Origin of the sequence: Rhizobium sp. BK212 (assembly GCF_014197475.1) — a bacterium.
GTDB lineage: Bacteria > Pseudomonadota > Alphaproteobacteria > Rhizobiales > Rhizobiaceae > Rhizobium > Rhizobium anhuiense.
This window is the reverse complement of sequence record NZ_JACIFS010000010.1, coordinates 125,512-150,981: the sequence shown is the minus strand read 5'-3', so window position 1 is coordinate 150,981 and position 25,470 is coordinate 125,512. Positions and strand designations below refer to the sequence as shown.

29 protein-coding genes are annotated in these 25,470 nt (G+C 61.8%); 11 read left to right on the top strand and 18 right to left on the bottom strand.

Features of this window, described 5'->3' with window-relative positions:
* Positions 1–147 precede the first annotated feature (147 nt).
* Complete coding sequence (locus FHT79_RS26630; protein ID WP_028757780.1) at positions 148–669, top strand: L,D-transpeptidase family protein; 522 nt, start codon at positions 148–150, stop codon at positions 667–669.
* Positions 670–800: 131 nt separating this feature from the next.
* Positions 801–1,631, top strand: coding sequence for an aldo/keto reductase (locus tag FHT79_RS26625; protein WP_028757781.1), 831 nt, complete (start codon positions 801–803; stop codon positions 1,629–1,631).
* A gap of 81 nt (positions 1,632–1,712) precedes the next feature.
* On the opposite strand, the gene FHT79_RS26620 is transcribed toward FHT79_RS26625, so the two are convergent.
* The 11 genes from FHT79_RS26620 to ffh form a co-directional block, all read right to left on the bottom strand.
* On the bottom strand, positions 1,713–2,063 hold the full coding sequence (locus FHT79_RS26620; RefSeq protein WP_028757782.1) for a hypothetical protein: 351 nt from the start codon (positions 2,061–2,063) through the stop codon (positions 1,713–1,715).
* Positions 2,064–2,375: 312 nt separating this feature from the next.
* Complete coding sequence (leuC, locus tag FHT79_RS26615) at positions 2,376–3,785, bottom strand: 3-isopropylmalate dehydratase large subunit (protein ID WP_028757783.1); 1,410 nt, start codon at positions 3,783–3,785, stop codon at positions 2,376–2,378.
* A 71-nt stretch (positions 3,786–3,856) separates the two neighbouring features.
* Positions 3,857–4,084: a hypothetical protein gene (locus FHT79_RS26610; RefSeq protein WP_168333341.1), complete on the bottom strand. Its 228-nt coding sequence runs from the start codon at positions 4,082–4,084 to the stop codon at positions 3,857–3,859.
* Positions 4,066–4,878, bottom strand: a complete 813-nt coding sequence (locus FHT79_RS26605; RefSeq protein WP_028828302.1) for an amino acid ABC transporter permease — start codon at positions 4,876–4,878, stop codon at positions 4,066–4,068. The genes FHT79_RS26610 and FHT79_RS26605 overlap by 19 nt, the downstream gene beginning before the upstream one ends.
* Positions 4,879–4,899: 21 nt before the next feature.
* Positions 4,900–5,697, bottom strand: coding sequence for a basic amino acid ABC transporter substrate-binding protein (locus FHT79_RS26600; protein ID WP_028757785.1), 798 nt, complete (start codon positions 5,695–5,697; stop codon positions 4,900–4,902).
* 163 nt (positions 5,698–5,860) lie between these two features.
* Positions 5,861–6,415 carry a 50S ribosomal protein L19 gene (gene rplS / locus FHT79_RS26595; protein WP_028758031.1) on the bottom strand — a complete coding sequence of 185 codons (555 nt, stop codon included), beginning with the start codon at positions 6,413–6,415 and terminating at the stop codon, positions 5,861–5,863.
* Between the two features lie 214 nt (positions 6,416–6,629).
* Positions 6,630–7,331 (bottom strand): tRNA (guanosine(37)-N1)-methyltransferase TrmD, encoded by a 702-nt coding sequence (gene trmD, locus FHT79_RS26590; protein WP_028758032.1) that lies wholly within the window; start codon positions 7,329–7,331, stop codon positions 6,630–6,632.
* 4 nt (positions 7,332–7,335) lie between these two features.
* The gene (gene rimM / locus FHT79_RS26585; protein WP_028758033.1) at positions 7,336–7,905 is read right to left on the bottom strand and encodes a ribosome maturation factor RimM; all 570 of its coding nucleotides are present in this window, start codon (positions 7,903–7,905) and stop codon (positions 7,336–7,338) included.
* A gap of 115 nt (positions 7,906–8,020) precedes the next feature.
* Complete coding sequence (gene rpsP, locus FHT79_RS26580) at positions 8,021–8,392, bottom strand: 30S ribosomal protein S16 (RefSeq protein ID WP_028756609.1); 372 nt, start codon at positions 8,390–8,392, stop codon at positions 8,021–8,023.
* A 49-nt stretch (positions 8,393–8,441) separates the two neighbouring features.
* Positions 8,442–8,762: a chorismate mutase gene (locus FHT79_RS26575; RefSeq protein WP_027682490.1), complete on the bottom strand. Its 321-nt coding sequence runs from the start codon at positions 8,760–8,762 to the stop codon at positions 8,442–8,444.
* Between the two features lie 16 nt (positions 8,763–8,778).
* A complete protein-coding gene (ffh, locus tag FHT79_RS26570) occupies positions 8,779–10,362 on the bottom strand; it encodes a signal recognition particle protein (RefSeq protein WP_028758034.1) in 1,584 nt (527 codons plus the stop codon).
* A 492-nt stretch (positions 10,363–10,854) separates the two neighbouring features.
* Between ffh and FHT79_RS26565 the strand changes: the two genes are divergently transcribed.
* From FHT79_RS26565 to FHT79_RS26540, 6 genes are all read left to right on the top strand, one after another.
* Positions 10,855–11,079 (top strand): hypothetical protein, encoded by a 225-nt coding sequence (locus tag FHT79_RS26565; RefSeq protein ID WP_028756611.1) that lies wholly within the window; start codon positions 10,855–10,857, stop codon positions 11,077–11,079.
* Positions 11,080–11,157: 78 nt separating this feature from the next.
* Positions 11,158–12,063: a diaminopimelate epimerase gene (gene dapF, locus FHT79_RS26560; protein ID WP_028758035.1), complete on the top strand. Its 906-nt coding sequence runs from the start codon at positions 11,158–11,160 to the stop codon at positions 12,061–12,063.
* Positions 12,060–13,334, top strand: a complete 1,275-nt coding sequence (mtaB, locus tag FHT79_RS26555) for a tRNA (N(6)-L-threonylcarbamoyladenosine(37)-C(2))-methylthiotransferase MtaB (RefSeq protein WP_028758036.1) — start codon at positions 12,060–12,062, stop codon at positions 13,332–13,334. Before dapF ends, mtaB begins: the two co-directional genes overlap by 4 nt.
* 16 nt (positions 13,335–13,350) lie before the next feature.
* Positions 13,351–14,916, top strand: coding sequence for a signal recognition particle-docking protein FtsY (gene ftsY, locus FHT79_RS26550; RefSeq protein WP_028758037.1), 1,566 nt, complete (start codon positions 13,351–13,353; stop codon positions 14,914–14,916).
* Between the two features lie 78 nt (positions 14,917–14,994).
* Positions 14,995–15,639, top strand: coding sequence for a septation protein A (locus FHT79_RS26545; RefSeq protein ID WP_028758038.1), 645 nt, complete (start codon positions 14,995–14,997; stop codon positions 15,637–15,639).
* Entirely contained in the window at positions 15,636–16,223 is a 588-nt protein-coding gene (locus FHT79_RS26540; protein ID WP_028756580.1) for a DUF2585 domain-containing protein, read from the top strand. Before FHT79_RS26545 ends, FHT79_RS26540 begins: the two co-directional genes overlap by 4 nt.
* Positions 16,224–16,235: 12 nt before the next feature.
* On the opposite strand, the gene FHT79_RS26535 is transcribed toward FHT79_RS26540, so the two are convergent.
* From FHT79_RS26535 to ccmA, 5 genes are read right to left on the bottom strand one after another with little or no spacing between them, the layout of a single operon-like run.
* A complete protein-coding gene (locus FHT79_RS26535) occupies positions 16,236–16,844 on the bottom strand; it encodes a DsbE family thiol:disulfide interchange protein (RefSeq protein ID WP_028758039.1) in 609 nt (202 codons plus the stop codon).
* A complete protein-coding gene (gene ccmD / locus FHT79_RS26530) occupies positions 16,841–17,008 on the bottom strand; it encodes a heme exporter protein CcmD (protein ID WP_028758040.1) in 168 nt (55 codons plus the stop codon). The genes FHT79_RS26535 and ccmD overlap by 4 nt, the downstream gene beginning before the upstream one ends.
* A 3-nt stretch (positions 17,009–17,011) precedes the next feature.
* Positions 17,012–17,773, bottom strand: coding sequence for a heme ABC transporter permease (locus FHT79_RS26525; RefSeq protein ID WP_028756583.1), 762 nt, complete (start codon positions 17,771–17,773; stop codon positions 17,012–17,014).
* A gap of 48 nt (positions 17,774–17,821) precedes the next feature.
* Positions 17,822–18,481: a heme exporter protein CcmB gene (gene ccmB / locus FHT79_RS26520; protein WP_028756584.1), complete on the bottom strand. Its 660-nt coding sequence runs from the start codon at positions 18,479–18,481 to the stop codon at positions 17,822–17,824.
* Between the two features lie 52 nt (positions 18,482–18,533).
* Complete coding sequence (gene ccmA / locus FHT79_RS26515) at positions 18,534–19,181, bottom strand: heme ABC exporter ATP-binding protein CcmA (RefSeq protein ID WP_028758041.1); 648 nt, start codon at positions 19,179–19,181, stop codon at positions 18,534–18,536.
* Positions 19,182–19,443: 262 nt separating this feature from the next.
* On the opposite strand from ccmA, the gene acnA reads away from it, so the two are divergent.
* The 3 genes from acnA to FHT79_RS26500 all read left to right on the top strand — a co-directional run bounded on the left by acnA (position 19,444) and on the right by FHT79_RS26500 (position 23,984).
* Entirely contained in the window at positions 19,444–22,134 is a 2,691-nt protein-coding gene (gene acnA, locus FHT79_RS26510) for an aconitate hydratase AcnA (RefSeq protein ID WP_028756586.1), read from the top strand.
* A gap of 324 nt (positions 22,135–22,458) precedes the next feature.
* Complete coding sequence (locus tag FHT79_RS26505) at positions 22,459–23,199, top strand: thioredoxin family protein (protein WP_028756587.1); 741 nt, start codon at positions 22,459–22,461, stop codon at positions 23,197–23,199.
* A 383-nt stretch (positions 23,200–23,582) separates the two neighbouring features.
* Positions 23,583–23,984, top strand: a complete 402-nt coding sequence (locus tag FHT79_RS26500; RefSeq protein WP_003582910.1) for a DUF2794 domain-containing protein — start codon at positions 23,583–23,585, stop codon at positions 23,982–23,984.
* 6 nt (positions 23,985–23,990) lie between these two features.
* On the opposite strand, the gene FHT79_RS26495 is transcribed toward FHT79_RS26500, so the two are convergent.
* Complete coding sequence (locus FHT79_RS26495; RefSeq protein ID WP_028758042.1) at positions 23,991–24,548, bottom strand: GNAT family N-acetyltransferase; 558 nt, start codon at positions 24,546–24,548, stop codon at positions 23,991–23,993.
* Positions 24,549–24,655: 107 nt separating this feature from the next.
* A complete protein-coding gene (locus FHT79_RS26490) occupies positions 24,656–25,384 on the bottom strand; it encodes a Bax inhibitor-1/YccA family protein (RefSeq protein ID WP_028758043.1) in 729 nt (242 codons plus the stop codon).
* Positions 25,385–25,470: the final 86 nt, after the last annotated feature.

The window sequence follows — 25,470 nt, the reverse complement described above, 5'->3', positions numbered from 1 at the left end:
TAAGTCCCCTAGTCCTACGCCAAATTCCTGGTTTGGCAAGGATCGGGCGCAGGCTGTTGCCGCGCAGGTTTTCATATGATTTCAATCAAAGCCCCAGACAATGCAAGACATGCGAGAAAAATGGAAAAAACAAGGCAGGGTCGGGGCATGACGCCATCGACGATCGTGGTGCGCCCTGCGCCGGGGCGTAAGAGCCGGGCGATCGTCCGGCTTGGCGCGATCACCGTGCCTGCCGCGATCGGCCGTTCCGGCCGCACGGTCATGAAACGCGAGGGCGACGGCGCCACGCCGATCGCCTCGATGAGGCTGATATCAGGCTTCCGGCGGGGCGAGCGGAACGGCCGGCTCGTCACGCCGCTTCCCATCCGCCGCATACGTGCCGACATGCTCTGGTGCGATCAGTCCGGCAATGCCAGCTACAACCGTCTCGTCAGGGCGCCGTTCGGCGCAAGTCATGAGGAGATGCGGCGCAGCGACGGGCTCTACGATATCTGCCTGGTGATGGACTGGAACATTTCCTCGCGTGCGCGCAATCGCGGCTCGGCGATCTTCTTCCATCTGATCCGGCCAGGCTATGAGCCGACGGCCGGCTGCGTCGCGTTGAGCCTGCGCGACATGCGCCGCCTGCTGCCGCACCTTCGAAAGGGAACGATTGTCCGGGTCGTCTGATTGTCTTCCGGATGCGGCCGCCTATATGTTTTCGGTGACCGAACGCTCCGGCTGAAATGCGTTCAGGGACGCCCGCAGGTGCGGACGCAATTCATGCCTCGTCCAATTCTTCAAACTCCCGGAGACATAGTGTGACCGCTCAACCCATCATCACTTTCCATGACGGACATTCCATTCCCCAGGTCGGCCTCGGTGTCTGGCAGACGCCGCAGGAGATCGCCGCTCCGACGGTGCGGACGGCGATCGCCGAGGGCTACCGCCATATCGATACGGCTTCCGGCTACGACAATGAAGAGGGCGTCGGCGAAGGCATTCGCTCCTCCGGCCTCGACCGCAAGGACATCTTCGTCACCACCAAGCTCAGGAATACCGACCAGGGTTACGACAATGCGCTGCGCGCCTTCGACGGCAGCCTGAAGAAGCTCGGTTCGGAGTATGTCGATCTCTATCTCATCCACTGGCCGTCGCCGCATCGCGGTCTTTATACCGAGACCTGGAAAGCCTTCGTGCGCATCCGGGAAGAGGGCCGCGCCCGTTCGATCGGCGTGTCGAATTTCTATCCCGAACATCTCGAGCGCATCATCGGCGAAACCGGCGTCGTTCCCGTCATCAACCAGATCGAGCTGCACCCCGACTTCCAGCAGGAGGCGGCGCAGGAGGCTCATCAGAAACTTAACATCGTCACCGAATCCTGGAGCCCACTCGGCCAGGGCAAGTTCATCTCGAACGCCATGATCGTCGAGATCGCCAAAAAGCATCAGAAGACGCCGGCCCAGGTGATCATCCGCTGGCACATCGACACCGGCCTCGTCGTCATCCCGAAATCGGTGACGCCATCGCGCATCAAGGAGAATTTCCAGGTGTTCGACTTCAAGCTCGATGCCGATGACATGGCGGCGATCGCCAAGCTCGACAGCGCCGGCGCCCGCATGGGACCGGACCCGCACACAGCAACCTTCTGATCGCCGTCCCAATCATTGCCAAGCCAGTCAGCGGCCGCCCCGGGAGAGATCGCCCGCGGCGGCCTTTGTATGGCGGCCGCATCAATAATTACATTTGGACGAGCCGTTGGTCGGGGTAAAACCGAAGTTGCAGGCATTGTTCAGGCGCTGCGGCCGTCCGATCGAGCCGGTATATTCGTTCGAACTGAAGGCGCGCGCGGGATACCAGTAGCCGTTCGAGCTCCTGATATAGCCAGCCCGGGCGCTGCTGTAGCCGCGATACCCGTTGAGGGACGGTATCTTGCTTTGCGCGACCTGTTGCAGCAGGGCGGAAGAGATCACCGGCGGCGGTGTCGGATGGATCGGCGCGGCAGCAGCGACATCGATCGATGCCAGCGATACGAATACGCCCAGGATGGTTCGCGGCAGGCGTCCTGCCATTTTCGGTCTCATGGCTATTCTCCCAGATCACACAACGCGGAGCTTTCCTGGTGCAGCCAGGCCAGTTGATCGCCGAGGCCGGTAACGGACGCCCGAAAGCGGTGCCTGTCGAACGTCGCGCGAGTTGCGCCTGAAAGCGCCATGTCGATGAAGCCACAGGCATTCTTCGATGTCGATTGCCCGAACGGGTGAAATCGGGAACTCGGGTCATGCACTGACACGGATATGGGGCATCGCCCGATGAGACAGGGTACCATAAAATGCGAAGCCCCCGATGCCTTCAGGAGGCATCGGGGGCTTCGGACTGTCATCCGTTTTGACGGATCAATTCCACTCGCGGATATCGACGAAGTGTCCGGCGATCGCGGCTGCCGCTGCCATTGCCGGCGAGACGAGATGCGTGCGGCCCTTGAAGCCCTGACGGCCTTCGAAGTTGCGGTTCGAGGTCGAGGCACAGCGTTCGCCCGGCTTCAGGCGGTCGTCGTTCATGGCAAGGCACATGGAGCAGCCCGGCTCGCGCCAGTCGAAACCGGCGGCCTTGAAGATCTTGTCGAGACCTTCGGCTTCCGCTTGTTCCTTGACGAGGCCTGAGCCCGGAACGATCATCGCGTCGACGGTCGGGGCAACCGTCTTGCCTTCGACGACCTTGGCGACTTCGCGCAGATCCTCGATACGGCCGTTGGTGCAGGAGCCGATGAAGACGCGGTCGAGCGTGATGTCGGTCATCTTCGTGCCCGGCTTCAGGCCCATATAGTCGAGCGCGCGCCACTTGGAGGTGCGTTTGGTTTCGTCCTGGATATCGTCGGGGTTCGGAACGATGCCCTGGACGGAGATGACGTCCTCGGGCGAGGAGCCCCAGGAGACGATCGGCGGCAGGCTGGCGGCGTCGAGGACGACGACGCGGTCATAGTGAGCGCCTTCGTCGGTCTGCAGCGTCTTCCAATAAGCGATCGCCTGTTCCAGCGCCTCGCCCTTCGGCGCGCGCGGCTTGCCCTTGATGTATTCGAAGGTCTTTTCGTCAGGCGCGATGAGGCCGGCGCGGGCGCCGCCTTCGATCGTCATGTTGCAGATGGTCATGCGGCCTTCCATCGACAGCGCGCGGATCGCTTCGCCGGCAAATTCGATGACGTGGCCGGTGCCGCCGGCAGTGCCGATCTCGCCGATGATGGCGAGGATGATGTCCTTGGCGGTGACGTGCGGCGGAAGCAGGCCATCGACACGCACCAGCATGTTCTTCGCCTTCTTCTGGATCAGCGTCTGGGTCGCCAGAACATGCTCGACCTCGGAGGTGCCGATGCCATGCGCCAGCGCGCCGAAGGCGCCGTGCGTCGAGGTATGGCTGTCACCGCAGACGATGGTCATGCCGGGCAGGGTGAAGCCCTGTTCCGGGCCGACGATGTGGACGATGCCCTGGCGTTTGTCGCTTGCCGAATAATATTCGACGCCGAATTCGGCGGCGTTGGTGGCGAGCGCCTCCACCTGGATGCGGCTTTCCTCGTTCTTGATGCCGAGGTGGCGATCGGGCGAGGTCGGGACGTTATGGTCGACGACGGCGAGCGTCTTCTCCGGGGCGCGAACCTTGCGGCCGGTCATGCGCAGGCCTTCGAACGCCTGTGGCGAGGTCACTTCGTGGACCAGGTGGCGGTCGATGTAGAGAAGACAGGTGCCGTCTGCCTGTTCGTCGACCAGATGATCGTCCCAGATCTTGTCGTAGAGGGTACGCGGTGCGCTCATGGCGTTAAGTCCGTTTTTTGGAAGCTTTGGAAAATCGAGAATGCGGATCAGGCTCCGCGGCCGTCATTCGATCAACGAAGTCGGCTGTTGAGCGCACCGGACACGCAGGCAAAAAACCGCGCCGGCAGGCGATAATGGTCCTGCAGCACGAAAATATGCGCGCCAATGCATCTGAACTTGGATTCCATCGCCTGCATATAGCGATTTTTCGCGGCGGCTTCAATTTGAATCATCAGGAGGCGCTCTGAGCCTCTCCGCGCAGTGGCCGCTGTTGAAGCATTCACCGCGATTTCAGCCACTTCTCCGTCCGCCGCAGCGCCAGCGATAGGCCGATCGTCAGGATCAGGTAGATATAGGTGACGATCGAATAGGTCTCGAAGAAGCGGAAGGAGCCGGCGGCATAGACCTTGCCCATCTGGGTGATGTCGGCGACGCCGAGCACGGAGACGAGCGAGCTGTCCTTGACCATCGAAACGAAATCGTTGGAGAGCGGCGGGAAGATCACCCGGATCGCCTGCGGAAAGACGACGGAGCGGAAACGCCGGTAGCGCGAGAGACCGAGCGCCTTGGCCGCCTCGATCTGGCCGATATCGACCGACTGGAAACCGGCCCGAAAGATCTCGGCGATGAAGGAGGAATAACCGATCGTCAGCGCGATGACCGCCCGCCACATCAGTGAGAGATCGCGCACCAGGATGGGCTCGGCCATGCCTGACGTCACCAGCGGCGAAATCAGGAAATTATAGGCTGCGACCAGTGCCGGCGCACCGACGAAGGCGACATAGAACAGCAGCACGAGGATTGGGATGCCGCGGATGATCTCGATGTAGAACCGTGCGATCTGGCGCAACACCGGGCTGTCGGCCATGCCGAGCAGGCAGATGCCGAGGCCGAGCACGGTGGCGAGCACGAAGGCGACCAGCGTCACGAAGACGGTGATGCCGACACCGTTGACGACGGTGCGAAAGACCTGAGCATAGATATCGTTGGTGATGATGACAACGGCAAGGACGATGCCGATCGCGACGAGCGCGACCAGCCACCAGGGATAGTCGTCCTTGACGGGTCTGTGGGAAGATGTTTGCAGGGCCATTCGTCTAGCGGCTGCTCGGCATCATTCGCCCATCTTGTAGTCGAGGAACCACTTCTTGTTCAGCCCATCCAGCGTGCCGTCGGCCTTGAGTGCTGAAATGGCGGCGTTGACGGGGGCGACGAGATCGGACCCCTTCGGGAAGATGAAGCCGAAATCCTCGGTGCCGAGCGGCTCGCCGATCAGCTTCAGGGCGCCGCCTGAAGCATCGACATATCCTTTGCCGGCGGTGCCATCGGTCAGCACGACGTCGACGTCGCCGGCCTTCAATGCCTGGACGGTGGCGCCGAAGGTTTCGAAGAGCTTGATGCGCGGGTTCTGCTCGTTGCCATCCAGCACTTCATAGACAGCGGTGTAGAAGGGCGTGGTGCCGGGCTGCGCGCCGACCAGGCCATCCTTGAATTCGCCGAAGGACTTGGCATCGGTGAAACGCTTCTCGTCGCCGCGCACCAGCATGAACTGCTGCGAGCGCATATAGGGGTCGGAGAAATCCACCTTCTGCTTGCGGTCTTCCTTGATGGTGATGCCGGTCATGCCGATGTTGTACTGGCCGTCGGACACTGCCTGGATCATCGCGTCCCAGCTGGTGTTCTGGTATTCGACCTTGAAATTCAGCCGCTTGGCGATCTCGTTCATCGCATCATATTCCCAGCCGATCGCCTTGCCCGATTTCGGATCGACGAATTGCAGCGGCGGATAGGCATTCTCGGTCACGACGACGACACTCTTGCCGCCGAGATCAGGCAATTCGGCGGCCGATGCGGCCAAGGGGGCAAGAGCAAGGGCGGCGAAGCTCGCAAGAATGGTACGACGAAACAACATTGAATGGTTCCTAAAAATTGAACGACAAAAACTGTCACGGAAGATAGGCCCGAGGCAAGGCCGCCGGCTGCGTGACCAAACAAAAAATAGAAAAGGCGACCCGAAGGCCGCCTTTCCAAGCGAAGAATTTTGCTTCAAGCAAAGAATTTTGCGTGGCCAGATCTTATTCTGCTGCCGGTTCCGCTGCAGCGGCTGCTGCTTCTGCGGCGGCCTTTTCAGCTGCGGCCTTGGCTTCCGCAGCTTCTGCTGCTGCCTTCTCGGCGGCGAGCGCCTGGGCTGCTGCAACCTTTTCAGCTTCGATGCGTGCCTTTTCCTCGGCAATGGCGGCGCGCTCGGCGTCGTTGAGCTTGCGGGCGCGGACGCCGGTGTCTTCAACGATACGGGCAGACTTGCCGCGACGGTCGCGCAGGTAATAGAGCTTGGCGCGACGGACCTTACCGCGGCGAACGACGTCGACGCTTTCGATCATCGGCGAGTAGACCGGGAATACGCGCTCGACGCCTTCGCCGTAGGAGATCTTGCGGACCGTGAAGTTTTCCTGCAGGCCGCCGCCGGAGCGGGCGATGCAGACGCCTTCATAGGCCTGAACGCGGGTACGGTTGCCTTCCGTGACCTTGACGTTGACGCGGACGGTGTCGCCCGGGGAAAATTCGGGAAGCGTGCGCTTGGCTTCGATCTTGGCGGCCTGTTCGGCCTCAAGCTGCTGAATGATGTTCATCGTCTTAACCTTTGGTTCTTCTGAAACAGCCAGAGCGCTCGACACTGATCCTTCGGAACTGGCCTCAGGACTTTGCCCGTCAAGGGCGGGAGCGGATTCGCCATTCTTTGTTTGCTGGCAGACGGGGATAAACCCCATTTCCGCGTGCGCCAATACACGAAAGGTCAGGGCTTGTCATCCCTTGGCGGACATTTTTGTGAAAAGGGCTGCGAAATCAGCCGTTTTTCTCGTTTCTGGCCGCTTCGAGCAGATCCGGCCGCCGCTCCCGCGTCAGCTGGACCGCCTGCTCGCGCCGCCATTTCTCGATGGCGCCGTGGTTGCCCGAGGTGAGGACGGAGGGAATTTCGCGGCCTTCCCACTCCTGCGGCCGGGTATAATGGGGATGTTCCAGCAGTCCGCCTTCGAAGCTTTCGTGCAGGCCGGAAAGATCGTTGCCCATGACGCCTGGCAGGATGCGGATGATCGCATCGAGGACGATCAATGCGGCCGGCTCGCCGCCTGACAGCACATAGTCGCCGATCGAGACCTCTTCCAGTCCGCGCGCCTCAATCACCCGCTGGTCGACACCCTCGAAACGGCCGCAGACGATGATGACGCCGTCGCCTGCCGCGAGCGCGCGCACACGCTCCTGTGTCAGCGGCCGGCCGCGCGGGCTCATCAGCAGCCGCGGGCGGGTATCGTTTTCCGAGACGCTGTCGATCGCACGGGCGAGAACGTCGGGTTTCAGCACCATTCCGGCGCCGCCGCCGGCAGGGGTGTCGTCGACGCTGCGGTGCCTGTCGGTGGCGAAGTCGCGGATCTGCACCGCGTCCAGCGACCATTGCCCGCGCTCCATCGCCTTGCCGGCGAGCGAGAAGCCCAGATGTCCCGGAAACATCTCCGGATAGAGTGTCAGCACGCTCGCCCGGAAAGCCATGGCGTCACTTCTTCTTTTTCGGCTTGTCCGCGGTGAATTTCGAAAGCTCTTCGGGATCGTCGACCAGTCCCGCCGCCAGCGGATCGATCAGCAGTGTGCCGGCCTCGAGATCGATCTCCAGCACCGAGGCTTCGGAGAAGGGGATCAGCACTGGGCGCTTGCCCGGGCCTTTGAGTTCCAGGAGATCGCCGGCGCCGAAATCGAAGACGCCGGTGACCGTGCCGTAGCTGACACCCTTGTCATCTAGCGCTTCGAGCCCTTCGAGATCGGCATAGTAGAACTCGTCGTCCTCCAGTTCCTCGTCCGGCAGGTTGTCGCGTTCGATATAGAGCTCAAGTCCGTTCAGCGCCTCGGCGGCATTGCGGTCGTTGACGCCGCGGAAACGGACGACGACGACATTCTTGGTCTCGCGGATTTCGAGGACTTCGAAACTGCGGCCGTCCATGCTGTGGAGATGGCCGTAGTCGCCAAGCGCGCTGGGATCGGCCGTATAGGCCTTGGCGCGCACCTCGCCCCGGAGGCCCTGCGCGCCACCGATCGTCGCCATCAGAACGGGGTTTTCAAGCTTTGTCATGGGTTCCTTCATGTGAAGCCGAAAGACAGGTTTCTCATAAACGAAGTGCGCAAGATTGGAAACGAAAACGGGCGGCATGTCGCCATGCCGCCCGCTCGATCGAGGGAAGTCCCGATTATTCCGCGGCGTCGGCAGCAGCAGCGGCTGCGTCGGCAACCTTCTGAGCCTTTTCGGCGGCGCGCTCCTGGGCGCGCTTGCCCGGCTTTGCCTTGATCGGGTTGTTCTTGGTTTCGCGCTTGGCAACGCCGGCTTCATCGAGGAAGCGCAGAACACGGTCGGTCGGCTGGGCGCCGTTTTCGATCCAGTGCTTGATGCGCTCGGCGTTCAGCTGAACGCGCTTCTCGTCGTCCTTGGCAAGCATCGGGTTCCAGGAACCGAGGTTTTCCAGGAAGCGGCCGTCACGCGGGCTGCGCGCATCGGCGAGAACGACGTGGTAGTACGGGCGCTTCTTGGAGCCACCGCGGGCGAGACGAATTTTCAGTGCCATGTTCTTTACTCCTTAGGCTTTTCTTGACCACCTGGTTCGGTGGTACGGGTTATCGGGCTGCAGCGCTCTGTTCAGCGTGATCCGCAGCGATCTGCTCATGATGCCGGATGACTTCCTTGATGACGAAGTTCAGGAACTTCTCAGCGAAATCCGGATCCAGATTGGCGGTTTTCGCCAGCTGGCGAAGGCGTTCGATCTGGTATTCCTCGCGCGCCGGGTCGGCCGGCGGCAGATTGTATTTGGCCTTCAGCACGCCGACCTCTTTGGTGCAGCGGAAGCGTTCGGCCAGCATGTGCACGAGAGCGGCATCGATATTGTCGATCGACTGACGATAGCTCGCGAGCTGGGCTTTGACGTTTGGATCAATCATGGGGCAAGCGATCCTTTCACTTCTTCTTCGGCAATCCGGGCAATCCCGGGAAACCACCGCCAAGGCCCGGCAGCTTGGCGCCGCCGAGGCCTGGCAAACCACCCGGCAGACCGCCGAGACCGGGCATACCCCCACCCGGCTTTCCAAGTCCCGCCGCTTCCGCCTGCTTCTGCAGGGCCTCGAGCTGCCGGGGATCGATATTCGAGAGATCGGGCATGCCGCCGCCCATGCCGCCTAAGCCGCCCAGCCCCATCTTGCCGGCAAGGCCGCCCATCATCTGCTTCATCATGCCGCCTTTGCCCTTGCCGCCCATCATCTTCATCATGTCCGCCATCTGACGGTGCATCTTCAGAAGCTTGTTGATGGCGGCGGCATCTGTGCCGGAACCGGCGGCGATGCGCTTCTTGCGCGAATGCTTGAGCAGGTCGGGATTGGCGCGCTCAGCCTTGGTCATCGACTGGATGATGGCGATCTGGCGGCCGAACAGCTTGTCGTCGAGGCCGGCCGCGGCCATCTTGTCCTTCATGCCGGCCATGCCGGGCATCATGCCCATGATGCCGCCCATGCCGCCCATCTTCTGCATCTGGCGCAGCTGATCGGCGAGGTCGTCGAGGTCGAACTTGCCCTTGGCCATCTTGGCGGCCATGGCGGCCGCCTTCTCGGCGTCGATATTCTCCGCCGCGCGCTCGACGAGCGAGACGATGTCGCCCATGCCGAGGATGCGGTCGGCGATGCGGCGGGGATGGAATTCCTCCAGCTCGCTCATCTTCTCGCCGACGCCGATCAGCTTGATCGGCTTGCCGGTGACGGCGCGCATCGAAAGGGCCGCACCACCGCGGCCGTCGCCGTCCATACGGGTCAGCACCAGACCGGTGATGCCGACGCGTTCGTCGAAATTGCGGGCGAGGTTGACGGCGTCCTGGCCGGTGAGGCTGTCGGCGACCAGCAGGATTTCATGCGGGTTCGAGCGCTTCTTGATGTCGGCCATCTCGACCATCAAGGGCTCGTCGATATGCGTGCGGCCGGCAGTATCGAGGATGACGACGTCATGGCCGCCGAGCTTGGCCGCCTGAACGGCGCGCGCGGCGATATCCGTCGGCGACTGGCCTGAAATGATGGGCAGCGTATCGATATTGGCCTGGGCGCCGAGCTGGCGAAGCTGCTCCTGGGCTGCCGGACGGCGCGTGTCGAGCGACGCCATCAGCACCTTCTTCTTCTCGCGCGTCGACAGGCGATTGGCGATCTTCGCCGTCGTCGTTGTCTTGCCGGAGCCCTGCAGACCGACCATCATGACGACGACGGGGGCGGGCGCATGCAGGTCGATGCCGACCCCTTCGCCGCCCAGCATCTCGATCAGTTCGTCATGGACGATCTTGACGACCATCTGGCCGGGCTTGATCGACTTCAGGATCTCGGCGCCGACGGCCTTTTCACGCACGCGGTCGGTGAAGGAACGCACGACGTCGAGCGCGACGTCGGCCTCCAGCAACGCACGGCGAACCTCGCGCAACGCTGCGGAAACATCGGTTTCCGAAAGCGCGCCACGGCCTGTCAGTCCATTCAGAATGGATCCAAGACGGTCCTGGAGGTTTTCAAACATCGGCTCTTCCTTGATACGTTTCGGGCGGGTTGGGATATGCCCGGAAACGTCGTGCTTTTCCTTGACGAAAACAAGACGCAAAGCCAAAAAGCACCCGAGGGCGCATCGCGCTGTCGGGTGTTGACCTCCGGGATCTCAGGGTCCCGGTCGGCGGCTCGGAGTCATGCGGCTCGTCGCGGATTGGGCGCGATAAACAGGAAAGCCGCGCGAAAGTCAAGGTGAATGCGGACAAATGACCGCGTGGCGGCTTTTCAAAGGCTGTTTGACGTGGGCGCGGCGGATGTGCCGGCGGACAGGGCATGAAAGTACATGTTCAAGTCGACTTGTGTATAGGATTGCACATTCCGCCCGGTTCTTCCGGTTTTGCCGGCAAAAATTCCGCTTGTCGGCCTGAATTCCCTGGGCGGGCCAGTTGCAAAATATTCCGCTTATGATTCTATTTTCTACTTAAGTGCCTCCTGTAAAATGATTCGTGAATATCCTTGATGCCGAATGAATCGGCGGAGATATCGAATGATAGATCCTGATATTGAGAGCTGGGCGCTGGCGCGGGCTCATCACATTGTTCTGAACGAAGGCTTGAATCTGGCGAAGGCGGCACAGGATCTGGATCGCAAACGGTCCCGCTCGCTGGTCTACGAGTTGAGGAAGGTCATCACCGCAGCCATCGTCGAAGCCCATGCTGCGTCCTTCGATCGCGACGGTGTGCAGCGGTAACGCCTGCCCGGCACTCACCCACTGGTAATTCCCGCGCATTTCCGCCATATACACCGGAAAGACAGACGGAACGATACCATGAGTGCAACGGTCGAATTCGCGAGGATGAACGGGCTTGGCAACAAGATCCTGGTCGTCGACATGCGCGGCCGGCCGGACAAGGTGACGCCGGCGGCGGCAGTCGCGCTCAATGCCGATCCGCAGACCGAGTTCGACCAGATCATGGCGATCCATGATCCGAAGGCCGAAGGCACCGATGCTTTCATCGATATCCTGAATTCCGATGGTTCGAAGGCGCAGGCCTGCGGCAACGGTACACGTTGCGTCGTGCAGGCGCTTGCCGCCGAAACCGGCCGGAAGGTCTTCACCTTCCAGACGGTGGCCGGCATCCTCAATGCCGTCGAGCACGAGGACGGGACGATCTCGGTCGATATGGGCCGGCCGGTCTTTGATTGGGACAGGATTCCGCTGGCGGAAGAATTCCACGACACCAGCCGCATCGAACTGCAGATCGGCCCGATCGACAATCCGGTGCTGCATTCGCCATCGGCGATGTCGATGGGCAATCCGCATGCGATCTTCTGGGTCGACAGGGACGTGATGTCCTATGATCTTGCCCGTTTCGGACCGCTGCTCGAAAATCATCCGATGTTTCCCGAGCGCGCCAATATCACGCTGGCGCAGGTGACCTCGCCGACATCCCTGACGACGCGCACCTGGGAGCGGGGCGCGGGACTGACGCTCGCCTGCGGCTCGGCCGCCTGTTCGGCTGCCGTCAGCGCTGCGCGCACCGGCCGCACCGGCCGCAAGGTGACGATCAATGTGGCAAGCGCCAAGCCGCAGGCCGCACTTTCCATCGAATGGCGCGAGCGCGACGATCACGTCATCATGACCGGCCCGGCCGAATGGGAATGGTCGGGCAGGCTCGATCCTTCGACGGGTCTCTGGTCGCGCGATGGTACCCGAGAGGCGGAGGCGCAGTGAGCGGTATCGAGGTCATTACCTTCGGCTGCCGCCTCAACACATATGAATCCGAAGTGATGAAGGCGCAGGCTGAAAAGGCCGGGCTCAACAATGCCATCCTGGTCAATACCTGTGCCGTCACCGGCGAGGCCGTGCGCCAGGCCCGCCAGGCGATCCGCCGGGCGCGGCGCGACAATCCGCATGCCCGCATCATCGTCACCGGCTGCGCCGCGCAGACGGAAAAGCAGGCCTTTGCCGAAATGGCAGAGGTCGATGCCGTGCTCGGCAATGAGGAGAAGCTGACCAGCGCCTCCTATCGCAGCCTGCCGGATTTCGGCGTCTCGGCCGAAGAGAAGCTCCGCGTCAACGACATCATGAGCGTCAAGGCGACGGCGCCGCAGATGGTCAGGCATATCGACGGCCATGTGCGCGCTTTCATCCAGGTGCAGAACGGCTGCGATCACCGCTGCACCTTCTGCATCATTCCCTATGGTCGCGGCAATTCCCGCTCCGTGCCGATGGGCGCCGTCGTCGACCAGGCCCGCAATCTCGTCGCCGGTGGTTATCGCGAGATCGTGCTGACCGGTGTCGACGCCACCAGCTATGGCGGCGATCTGCCCGGCGCCCCGACGCTCGGTCTCCTGGCCAAGACACTGCTGAAGCAGCTCCCCGATATCCGCCGCCTCAGGCTTTCCTCGATCGACAGCATCGAGGCCGATGCCCACCTGATGGATCTGATTGCCGACGAGCCGCGTTTCATGCCGCATCTGCATCTGTCGCTGCAGCATGGCGACGACATGATCCTGAAGCGCATGAAGCGGCGGCATTTACGCGCCGACGCGCTGCGTTTCATCGAGGATGCGCGCCGTCTCCGACCCGAGATGAGCTTCGGCGCCGATATGATCGCCGGTTTTCCCACCGAAACCGAAGAGATGTTCGACAATGCCGTGCGACTGGCTGAAGAGGCTGATATCGCCCATCTGCACGTCTTCCCCTACAGCCCGCGTCCCGGCACGCCGGCCGCCCGCATGCCGCAGCTCGACCGCTCGCTGGTCAAGGATCGCGCCGCCAGGCTGCGCGCCGCTGGACATATGCTGCATCAGTCCCATCTCGATCGGATGATCGGAACCCGGCAATGGCTGCTTGTTGAAAACAACGGCCTGGCGCATACGGAGAACTTCACGCTGGTTGCCGCGCCCGGCCTTCGTCCCGGCGAACTTGTGCCGGTCACGATCACCGGCCACAATGGCAAGCATCTCGACATGCAATTGACGGCCGCCGCTGCGGCCTGACTTTCACGGAATCCCCATGGCGCTCAGTTTCATCAAAAAGGTCTTCACCTTCGGCAAGCCGGCTGAAGAAGCTGTGCCTGCGGCCGTGGAAAGGGAGCTGGAGCCGCATTCGCGCGACGAAGATCTGCCGATTGCTGACGATCCGGTGCTGGCCGAGGAAATGGATACGGCCGGCGGGCCGGCTGCCGATATCGACGAGGGCGGGGTCGAGGCGCCGGTTGCTGAAGATGATGACGAATCCGCAATCCTGCCCGCCGCCGACCAATTGAGCGATATGGGTGTCGTGCCGCTGTCATTGCTGGAAGCCGAGGCGGCCGAGGAAGCGGAGACGGAAACCCGGCCGGCCGCCGGCAACGTTGCGGAAGCCCCCCCCTCAGTCCCTTCGGGATATCTCCCCGACAAGGGAGGAGATCATCCGGAGACTGACGCGCCGGCTTCGATCGAAGAGATCGCCGAAGTGCTTCCCGAAGAGATTTCACCTGAGACCGACGTAGAGCAAGACATCTCCGTTCAGCCGATCTCCTCCCCTGTGGGGGAGATTCCCGGCAGGACAGAAGGGGGAAACCCCGCGGCAGAACCGCAGACCGGCTCTCCCATCCTCCCAAAAGGCTTTGCCACCGGTCCGAAGGTCGTCGAGCCGGAGCCGATTGTCCCGCAACTGAGGCTCAGCTGGTTCCAGCGCCTGCGCAACGGTCTTGCGCGCACCTCCTCGCAGCTGTCCAGCCAGATCACTGCGCTCTTCACCAAGCGCAAGCTCGATGACGAGACGCTGCAGGATCTCGAAGACCTGCTGATCCAGGCCGATCTCGGCGTCGAGACCGCGATGCGCGTCACCGATACGCTCGCTTCCGAGCGTTATGGCAAGGATGTCACCGGCGAGGATGTCAGCCGCATCATGGCGTCCGAAATTGCCAAGGTCCTGAAGCCGGTCGCCAAGCCGCTGCAGCTCGACCTATCGCACAAGCCGCATGTCATCCTCGTTGTCGGCGTCAACGGCACCGGCAAGACGACGACGATCGGCAAGCTTGCTGCGAAGCTTTCAGGCGCCGGGCTGAAGGTGATGCTGGCTGCCGGCGATACTTTCCGTGCGGCGGCAATCGAACAGCTGAAAATCTGGGCCGACCGGACGAAATCCGAATTCATCGGCACCAAGCTCGGGGCCGATGCCGCAGGCCTCGCCTATGACGCCTTCGAACAGGCAAAGGCAAAAAAATGCGACGTGCTGATCGTCGATACCGCCGGCCGCCTGCAGAACAAGGCCGAGCTGATGGCCGAGCTCGAGAAGATCGTGCGCGTGCTCGGCAAGCTCGATCCCGATGCGCCGCACACCGTGCTGCAGACGCTCGACGCCACGACGGGGCAGAATGCGCTGAGCCAGGTCGAGATCTTCCGCAACGTCGCCGGCGTCAACGGGCTGATCATGACCAAGCTCGACGGCACGGCGCGCGGCGGCATTCTCGTCGCCATCTCCGCCAAGCATAAGCTGCCGGTCTATTTCATCGGCGTCGGCGAGGGTGTCGAGGATCTGGAGCCGTTCGAGGCCGAGGATTTTGCCCATGCCATTGCCGGACTTGGGCAATGATGCCACAGATATGCCGCCGAAAGCCTGCAGGGCACGGCCGGGAAACAGGTTCCCAGGAAAAACAGGTTTGAAGAACGCATGAGCACAGAGAGCGATATCACCCCGAGCGCCGCCGACCGGCATTATCCGCTGCTGAAACTGGCGCTGGAACTCGGGCCGCTGATGATATTCTTCTTCGCCAATCTGCGCGGCCAGTGGCTGGTAGAGAAGTTTCCCGCTCTTTCCGAACTCGGCGGACCGCTGTTCGTCGCGACCGGGCTCTTCATGGCGGCGACGATCCTCTCGCTGATCGTTTCGAAGATCGTGCTCGGCCATCTGCCGATCATGCCCTTCGTATCCGGCATCGTCGTCGTCATCTTCGGCTCGCTGTCGATCTGGCTGCAGAACGAGACCTTCATCAAGATGAAGCCGACCATCGTCAACGCGCTTTTCGGAGTGGCGCTGCTCGGCGGGCTGGCCTTCGGCAGGTCGCTGCTCGGTTATGTCTTCAACGCCGCCTTCCAGCTCGATGCCGAAGGCTGGCGCAAGCTGACCATCCGGTGGGGCATCTTCTTTCTCTTCCTCGCCGTGCTGAACGAAGTCGTCTGGCGCAATTTTTCGGACGATACTTGGGTCGCCTTCAAGGTCTGGGGCACGATGCCGATCACCATCATCTTCACGCTGGCGCAGATGCCGCTGGTGCTGAAGCATAGCGTCAACCTGGAAACGGACGGCGAAAAGTGAGCGCTGCAGAGGCCGAATATCGCGTAAAGCACCAGACCTTCTGGTTTGTCGCCTGCCTTGCGGTGCTGATCATTCAGATCGCCGCTGAATATATGATGGGCCGCGTGCCGATCTGCGCCTGCGGTTACGTCAAGCTCTGGGAGGGCGGGGTCAATACCAGCGGCAATTCGCAGCATCTGTCGGATTGGTACACACCGTCGCATATCATCCACGGCTTCCTGTTCTACGGGCTCGCGCATCTCCTGCTGCGCGGCAAGCCGCTGGCGGCAAGGCTGCTGCTGGCGCTGTTGATCGAATCCGGCTGGGAGCTGCTCGAGAATTCGCCGCTTATCATCGACCGCTACCGCACCGCGACGATCGCGCTCGATTATTACGGCGACAGCATCCTGAATTCGGCGATGGACACCGTCTTCATGTGCATCGGCTTCTTCTTCGCGCGGCGCGCGCCGGTGGCGCTGACGGTGGCGATCGCCATCTTCTTCGAGATTTTCACCGGCTACATGATCCGCGACAACCTGACGCTCAACGTTGTCATGCTGATCTGGCCGGTCGAGGCGATCAAGGTCTGGCAAGGCGGGGTGTAAGGATAGACCCCGCTACGAAGCGGGCTTGCCGAGCGCCTTCTCCATCGCTGGAAACAGCCCTTCCTTCAGGCTGGTATCGTCGAAGGGGCCGACACGCTTGTAGAGGATCGTGCCGTCGGGGCCGACCAGGTAGCTTTCCGGAATGCCGTAGACGCCCCAGTCGATCGCCGCCTTGCCATTCGGATCGATGCCGATTGCCTTGTAGGGGTTGCCGAGCTCGCCGAGGAAACGCAGGGCGTTGTCGCTCTGATCCTTGTAGTTGATGGCGACGATGTTCAGCCGCCCGTCCTTCGCCAGTTCTTTCAAGACGGGGTGTTCGTCCCGGCAGGGGAGGCACCAAGAGGCGAAGACGTTGACGAGGGTCAGCTTGCCCTTGATGGCGGCATCGGTCAGCGCCGGCAGGTTGGCGCCGTCGAGCGGCGGAAGGTTCAGCGCCGGTGCCTTGGTACCGATCAGGGCGGAGGGGATTTCGGTGATGTTCTTGCCATGGAAATCCTGGTCGTAGAGCATCTTGGCGGCGGTGGCCGCAATGCCGCCGAAGACGATCAGCGGCAGAAGCGCCAAGGTGTAGCGACCAAGCGCCCGTGGCCTGTCGGTCGTCTTTTCCGGCGTGTCGCTCATTCGCCATCCCTTACACGCGCCGAGCGGCGGCGGATACCGGCGGCCTCGAGGGCAGCAAGTTCCCGGCGGCGGGCGCGACCGTCGGCCCAGGTCCAGGCCGTGACGGCGACCGTCACCAGAGCTGCGAAGCCATAGGAGGCGTAGACGTAGAAGGCATGCGTCACGGTCTATTCCTCCCGGCTGGCCATGCGGGCGGCAAGGCGGCGCTGGGCGGCGATGCGGCGGCGCCAGATCTCGTTCCTCATCGCCATGATATGCAGCGTGAAGAAGAGCAGCGTGAAAGCGATCGCCATGATGAAGAGCGGCCGCAGGAATTCCGGATCGATCGCCGGGCCGTCGAGGCGCAGCACGCTTGCCGACTGGTGCAAGGTGTTCCACCACTCGACCGAGAATTTGATGATCGGGATGTTGACGAAGCCGACGAGGATGAGCACGGCGCTGACGCGTGCGGCCTTCGACGGGTCGTCGATGGCGCGCCCGAGCGCAATCAGCCCGAGATACATCAGGAAGAGAACAAAGACGGAGGTCAGCCGAGCATCCCAGACCCACCAGGTCCCCCACATCGGCTTGCCCCACAGCGAGCCGGTGACGAGGGCGAGCAGGGTGAAGGCGGCGCCGAGCGGGGCTGCAGCCTTGGCAGAGACATCGGCCAGCGGATGGCGCCAGACCAGCGTGCCGATCGCCGAGACGCTCATGATCGTATAGCACATCATCGAAAGCCAGGCCGAGGGCACATGCACATACATGATGCGGACGGTCTCGCCCTGCTGGTAGTCGCCTTCGGTGGCGAAGCTCAGATAGAGGCCGACGATAAAACAGAGGGCGGTGATGCCGGCCAGCCATGGAATGGCGCGCGCCGCCAGCGCCAGAAACCGTGTCGGGTTGGCGAGATCGCTGAATTTGCTGATGGCAAGGCTCGTTTCGCTCATGTCCGCTTCCATACCTTGATCCGGCTCTTCCCGCAATCGAATGGCCCATCAATCCGCTGTGTTTCGCAGCGCCAGGGCGGCGGCGGCCGGACCGATGACGGCGAAGAAGAGCGTCAGCGCAATCAGGATGAGGAAGGGCGGCAGGAACGGGGCGGGATCCTCGACCGCGGCATAGGCGGCGCTGACGCCGAAGATCAGCACCGGAATGGTCAGCGGCAGCACGAGGATCGAGACCAGCAGGCCGCCGCGGGGCAGCGCCACGGCGACGGCGGCGCCGACGGCGCCGATGAAGGTGATGGCGGGCGATCCGACGAGCAGCGTCAGCATGGTGGCAGCAATCGCAGTCTCGTCCATATTCATGAAGAGGCCGAGCAGCGGCGAGGCGATGACGAGCGGCAGGCTGGTGGCCGTCCAGTGGGCGACGCATTTGACCAGCACGGTGAGGACAAGCGGCGTTTCCTGCATCAGCATCAGGTCGAGCGATCCGTCATCGCGCTCGGCCTGAAACAGGCGGTCGAGGCCGAGCAGGGCGGCAAGCAGTGCGCCGATCCAGACGATGGCGGGGCCGATTCGCGACAGCAGCTTGAGATCGGGACCGACGCCGAAGGGGATGACGGCGACGATGGTCAGGAAGAACAGCACGCCGATCAGCGCACCGCCGCCGGCGCGGATGGAAAGTTTCAGGTCGCGGAGGAAGAGAGCGGTCATGCGCGGCGGCTTTCTGCATGTGCGATGGATGAGGCACCCACGTCGAGAAACATCACCCCCATACCCCCGCATCCACGCCGGCAAAGCCCGTCATCTTCAATTCCCGCGCATTCTCCACCCCCAGCGGCTGATGTGTTGCCGCCAGCACGATGCCGCCCTTGGTCAGATGTGCGGCAATCAATTCGGCAAACAGCCGGTCGGCGCTGGCATCGAGCGCCGCTGTGGGTTCGTCGAGGATCCAGATGGGGCGGTGGGCGACGAGCAGCTTGGCGAAGGCCATCCGGCGCTGCTGGCCGGCGGAGAGATAACCGAAGGGAAGATGGGTGATTCCCGAAAGGCCGACGGCGTCGGCGGCGTCCTCGACGGAGAGGCCGGCAGCACCGCCTGGATTGGCGAGAAAGGCGCGCCAGAAGTCGAGGTTTTCTGCAACCGTAAGTTCATTCTTCATTGCGTTTCGATGACCAAGGTAGTGACTTACCTCGCCCGGATGGCGGTCTTCCCCGCCCTTTTCGTCGCGGAAGATGACAGTGCCTTTTTCCGGCCTCAGGAGGCCGGCGGCGACGCGCAGCAATGTGGATTTTCCCGATCCATTTTTTCCCGTGAGGACAAGCGCCTCGCCGGCCGCCAAGTGAAAGGAAATGTTTACGAAAATCAGATCCTCACCGCGCCTTGCAGCCAGATTTTCGGCGGTGAAATGCATGCGTCGGCTCTTTCTTGGTTTCGGCTTGCGGCGGCGTCAAAAAATGTCCGATTTTGACTGTTTTCGGGTATGGCAAGTTTTTAGGAAATTATCTATAAGACCTGCAACCACGCCAGCGGTCGGCGTGAATTTCATCCTTGCGCCGAACTTGGAGCGTCTGTTCCACGTGCGGACAGCGGAAATGGCCGTACCCGCATCCTGATGTGCATTAAGTGCATAGGCGTTCGCACGACTGTGTTGGCTATCAGAAACGGGGTCTCTCGTGTCTAAATCTCTTGACAGTTTCAATTGTCGTTCCACGCTTTCCGTGAACGGGAAGGACTATGTCTATTACAGCCTGCCCAAGGCTGAGGCAAACGGTCTGGCCGGCGTGTCGAAGCTTCCCTATTCGATGAAAGTGCTGCTCGAAAACCTGCTGCGCTTCGAAGACGGCCAGTCGGTCACCAAGCAGCACATCCTGGCCGTCGCCGAATGGCTGAACAACAAGGGTGCGGTCGAAAACGAAATCGCCTATCGCCCGGCGCGCGTGCTGATGCAGGACTTCACCGGTGTTCCCGCCGTCGTCGATCTTGCCGCGATGCGCGACGCGATGGTGTCGCTCGGCGGCGATCCCGAGAAGATCAACCCGCTCGTTCCCGTCGATCTCGTCATCGACCACTCCGTCATCGTCGACGAATTCGGCACGCCGCAGGCTTTCGCCCGTAACGTCGAGCTGGAATACCAGCGCAACGGCGAGCGCTACCGCTTCCTGAAGTGGGGCCAGCAGGCCTTCAAGAACTTCCGCGTCGTGCCTCCCGGCACCGGTATCTGTCATCAGGTCAATCTCGAATATCTCGGTCAGACCGTCTGGACCAAGGAAGAGGACGGCGAGACGATCGCCTATCCCGATACTTGCGTCGGCACAGACAGCCATACGACGATGATCAACGGTCTCGGCGTTCTCGGCTGGGGTGTTGGCGGTATCGAAGCGGAAGCGGCGATGCTCGGCCAGCCGGTCTCGATGCTGCTGCCTGAGGTCATCGGCTTCAAGCTGACCGGCAAGCTCAAGGAAGGCGTCACCGCGACCGACCTCGTTCTCACCGTCGTGCAGATGCTGCGCAAGAAGGGCGTCGTTTCGAAGTTCGTCGAATTCTTCGGCCCCGGCATGGACAACATGCCGCTCGCCGACCGTGCGACGATCGGCAATATGGGCCCGGAATACGGCGCCACCTGCGGCTTCTTCCCGGTCGACGGCGAAACGATCAACTATCTCAACATGTCCGGCCGCACCAAGGACCGTATCGCGCTCGTCGAAGCCTATTCGAAGGCGCAGGGCATGTGGCGTGAGGGCGATGGCTCCGAGCTCGTCTTCACCGACACGCTGGAACTCGATCTCGGTGACGTCGTGCCATCGATGGCCGGCCCGAAGCGTCCGGAAGGCCGCATTTCGCTGGAGAACATCGCTTCCGGTTTCGCCGGCTCGATGGACACGGACTACAAGAAGCCCGGTCAGCTTTCGAACCGCTATGCCGTCGAAGGCACGGATTTCGATCTCGGCCATGGCGACGTGGCGATCGCTGCCATCACCTCCTGCACCAACACCTCCAATCCGTCGGTCCTGATCGCTGCCGGCCTGCTTGCCCGCAACGCTGTTGCCAAGGGCCTGAAGACGAAGCCGTGGGTGAAGACCTCGTTGGCACCGGGAAGCCAGGTCGTCGGCGAATATCTCGCCAAGTCGGGCCTGCAGGCCGACCTCGACAAGCTCGGCTTTAACCTCGTCGGCTTCGGCTGCACCACCTGCATCGGCAATTCCGGTCCGCTGCCGGCGCCGATCTCGAAGACGATCAACGACAAGGGCCTCATCGTTTCCGGCGTTCTCTCCGGCAACCGCAACTTCGAAGGCCGTATCTCGCCCGACGTACAGGCGAATTATCTGGCCTCTCCGCCGCTCGTCGTCGCCTATGCGCTGGCCGGTACGGTGCAGAAGGATCTGACCAAGGAGCCGATCGGCGAGGACCAGAACGGTAATCCCGTTTACCTGAAGGACATCTGGCCGACCTCGAAGGAGGTCCAGGAGTTCATCCTGAAATACGTGACGCGCGAACTCTACGAAAGCAAATATGCCGACGTCTTCAAGGGCGACGTCAACTGGCAAGCCGTCCAGGTTCCGCCGGGCCAGACCTATGCCTGGGACGACAATTCGACCTATGTCCAGAACCCGCCTTACTTCGTCGGCATGGGCAAGAAGGGCACCGGCGTTTCCGACATCAAGGGCGCCCGCGTTCTTGGCCTGTTCGGCGACAAGATCACCACCGACCACATCTCGCCGGCCGGTTCGATCAAGGCGGCATCGCCGGCCGGCGCCTACCTGCTCGGTCACGACGTCGCCGTTGCCGACTTCAACCAGTACGGCACGCGCCGCGGCAACCATGAAGTGATGATGCGCGGCACCTTTGCCAATATCCGCATCCGCAACCACATGCTCGGCCCGAACGGCAAGGAAGGCGGTTACACCATCCACTATCCGTCGAAGGAAGAAACCTCGATCTACGACGCGGCGATGCAGTACAAGCAGGAAGGCGTGCCGCTGGTCATCTTCGCCGGCGTCGAATACGGCAACGGCTCTTCGCGCGACTGGGCTGCCAAGGGCACCAACCTGCTCGGCGTCAAGGCGGTGGTCGCCCAGTCCTTCGAGCGCATCCATCGCTCGAACCTGGTCGGCATGGGCATCATTCCCTTCGTCTTCGAAGAGGGCACGACCTGGCAGAGCCTCGGCCTCAAGGGTGATGAACTCGTCACCATCGAAGGTCTGGAAAAGATCAAGCCGCGCGAGAAGAAGATCGCCAAGATCACCTATGGCGACGGCACCGTGAAGGAGGTTCCGCTGCTGTCGCGCGTCGATACGCTCGACGAGGTGATCTACCTCAACAATGGCGGCATCCTGCAGACGGTTCTGCGCGATCTCGCTGCCTGATTTTCAGAGCATGATGCCGAAAAGCGTGAGCGGTTTTCGGACGACATCATGCTCTTCTTCTTTAATGTAGATCCGGATTCAGATTCATCCGGATTTAGGAGACTTGATTGATAATGGCCGCCGGAGAGCAGTTTCCGGCGGCTTTTCTGTGTGGCGACAGTATTCGGACGGGCTCACGATGATTTGTTTTTCGCAAGTTCCGGTGGAGCTCCGTCTCACCCGTTCGTGACTTTTCGTTTGGACCCGGAAGGATTATTCGTACGTTCATATGTCAGGGCCTGCGGTTCCAACACGCCGTCGGCGCTGAAAAAGAGGTGCAGGTGAATGTCCCCCCGTTTTTTGATTCCGCTGATCGCTGGCGTTGTTCTGTCAGGCCCGCTGCAGGCCGAAGACGGCACGCCGAAAGGTGTCGTTGAACTCTTCACGGCGCAGGGCTGCTCCTCCTGTCCTCCGGCTGATGCGGCTTTCCGCACGCTGGTGAATCAGGGCGATGTCATCGCGCTCGCCTATCATGTCGATTACTGGAATTATCTCGGCTGGGCCGATACGCTGAGCTCCAAGGAAAACACCGAACGGCAATATGGCTATGCCAGAACGATGGGCCGCAGCAACGTCTACACGCCGCAGGCGATCGTCAACGGACGCGGCCATCTGGCCGGCGCCGATCTCAACGGTATCAACAGCAAGATCGACACCTACAGCAGCGAAGGCAACGGGCTGACCGTTCCGATCAACGCCGCGATGCGCGGCGACGAGCTGGAGATCAAGATCGGTGCGGGACAGGGCAAGGCCAATGTCGTGATGGTCTATTTCGACAAGGAAAAGACCATCGACGTCGAAAAGGGCGAGAACAGCGGCCGGAAGCTTTCCTACCTGCACAGCGTCACCAATGTCGAAACCATCGGCATGTGGGACGGCAAGGCAACCAGTCTGACGCTGCCGGCCAGCGTGTTGCAGCGGCCGCAGCTCGAGGGCTGCGCGATCCTGCTGCAATCGGCGACCGCAGACGGCGATCCGGCTGCGATCCTGGGCGCGACCGTTGTCATGGCTGGCAAAAATATCTGAGATTTCATCCGGTTGTGGATGAAGTGCTGGGGCGGCCCGGCCGAGCGTATTCGGGGCTGGGGTTAAGGTCGATACGCTCCGCCGGGCCCTTTGGCGCGCTGGCGCCAAACTGGAATTCATAAATCTCCTGCAAATGAGGCGCTGTTTTGACTGAAATGCGGCGCTGCGGAGAAAGCGTGAGCCTATCCAGGGCATCATGCTTTCCGAATTCGGACCCAACTTTTAGAAGGCATGATGCGCAGATTCAAAGTGCTGCAGCGTCTTTGCCCGAGAGACGCGCGGCGCTGTGGTGCGGCCGAATGTGACGGCTGGCGCTCTTGCAATTTGCGGCGGCTCGGGCAAACTGTCACTCTCCTGTCACATGCGGAGGCCTTGGGAGACTGATGACAGATCAGCCGGATTTGCGACACGGCGAAAGCCGCTCCGTCGACAATAGTTCCTCAGTCGTCGTCGATCTCAGGGAATACAAGCAAAGCAAGGACCCGCTTCCGGTGACCTTCCACCGGCGCGAACTGGACGCGATCCTCTGGATTTACGGCCGCATGGTCGGCGACGGTGAATGGCGCGACTACGCCATTGATCACCTGAAGGACAGGGCGGTCTTTTCCGTCTTCAAGCGTTCCGGCGAAATGCCGCTCTTCCGCATCGAGAAAAACCCGAAGCTCGCCGCCAAGCAGGGCGCCTATTCCGTCATCAACGTCCACGGCACGATCCTGAAGCGCGGTCACGAGCTGAACCAGGTGCTGAAGGTGTTCGACAAGGCCCTGAAGCTCGTCGACAAATAAGCCGCATCAACCGGTAAACAGCGTGCCGGGATAGGCGGACGGATCCGGATCGGTCGCCATCCCCTCGCCGAGGCTGCGCTGCATCAACATCGTATCCAGCCAGCGGCCGTGCTTGTAGCCGGTGCCCCGCATCAGACCGATCTCCTCGAAGCCGGCCTTCCGGTGAAGCGCGATAGAGGCGGGGCTGGCGCCGCCGATGACGGCAGTCATCTGCCGAAAGCCGAGGCCGGTGCAGCGCTCGATCAGCTCGGCAAGCAACGCCTTGCCGACGCCCCGGGCGCGGGCCTCAGGCGCGAGGTAGATGGAGTCCTCGACCATCCAGCGATAGGCCGGACGCGTGCGAAAGGCCGAAGCATAGGCGTAGCCGAGCAGGGTTCCGTCCGTGCCGATGGCCGCGATATAGGGATATTGCTGGCTGACGATCGTTGAAAAACGCAGCGCCATCTCGGCCTCGGAAGGCGGCACGATCTCGTAGCTCGCGACGCCGTTGAGGACGGATTCGCGATAGATATCGGCAATGGCGGGGATATCGGCTTGGGAGGCATCGCGCAGGCGGAATGACATTCGGCGGCATCCATCGGGAAAAGTAAGGTTTCCTAAGACCACTCCGCGAAAGCCTGCGCAACAAAAAAGGCGGCCGAAGCCGCCTTTTCGATCTCTGTCTGCCCTGCTTATTTACGGTTGCCCATGAACTGCAGCAGGAACATGAAGAGGTTGATGAAGTCGAGATAGAGCGTCAGCGCACCCATGATCGCCTTGCGGCCGGCCACGGCAACGTCATCGGCTTCCAGGTACAGTTCCTTGATCCGCTGCGTATCGTAGGCGGTGAGGCCTGCGAAGATCAGAACGCCGAGCACGGAGATCGCGAACTGCACAGCCGACGAAGCCAGGAAGATGTTAACAAGCGAAGCGATGATCAGGCCGAACAGACCCATGATCAAGAACGAGCCCATCGCCGACAGGTCACGCTTCGTCGTGTAGCCGTAAAGCGACAGCGCGCCGAAGGAGGCGGCGGTGACGAAGAAGGTCTGAACGACGCTCTGGCCGGTGTAGATCAGAAAGATCGACGAGAGCGACAGGCCGACGAGCGCGGCGTAGACTGCAAAGGTCGTCTGGGCGGCGGCCACCGTCATGGTATGAATCCGGAAGCTCAGGAAGAACACCAGAGCCAGCGGCGCCAGAATGACCACCCACTTCAAGGGGCTCACATAGATCGCCTGACCGAAAGCGGTCAGCTCGCCATTGGCGAAGGCGAATTGGAACGACAGATATGCGGCCACACCGGTGATCGCCAGACCCAGCGCCATCAGGTTGTAGACCTTGAGCATATAAGCGCGCAGGCCTTGATCAATCATCTCGCCGGTCTGAGCGCGGCTTTGATAGTTACGGAGATCAGCCATAGTTTCCTCTTACAAGCTCCGATGGAAATACGGTGTCGGGGTTTTCGACCCGGGCGCCGCTGCGGAGCTCCAGCATGCCTGCGGAT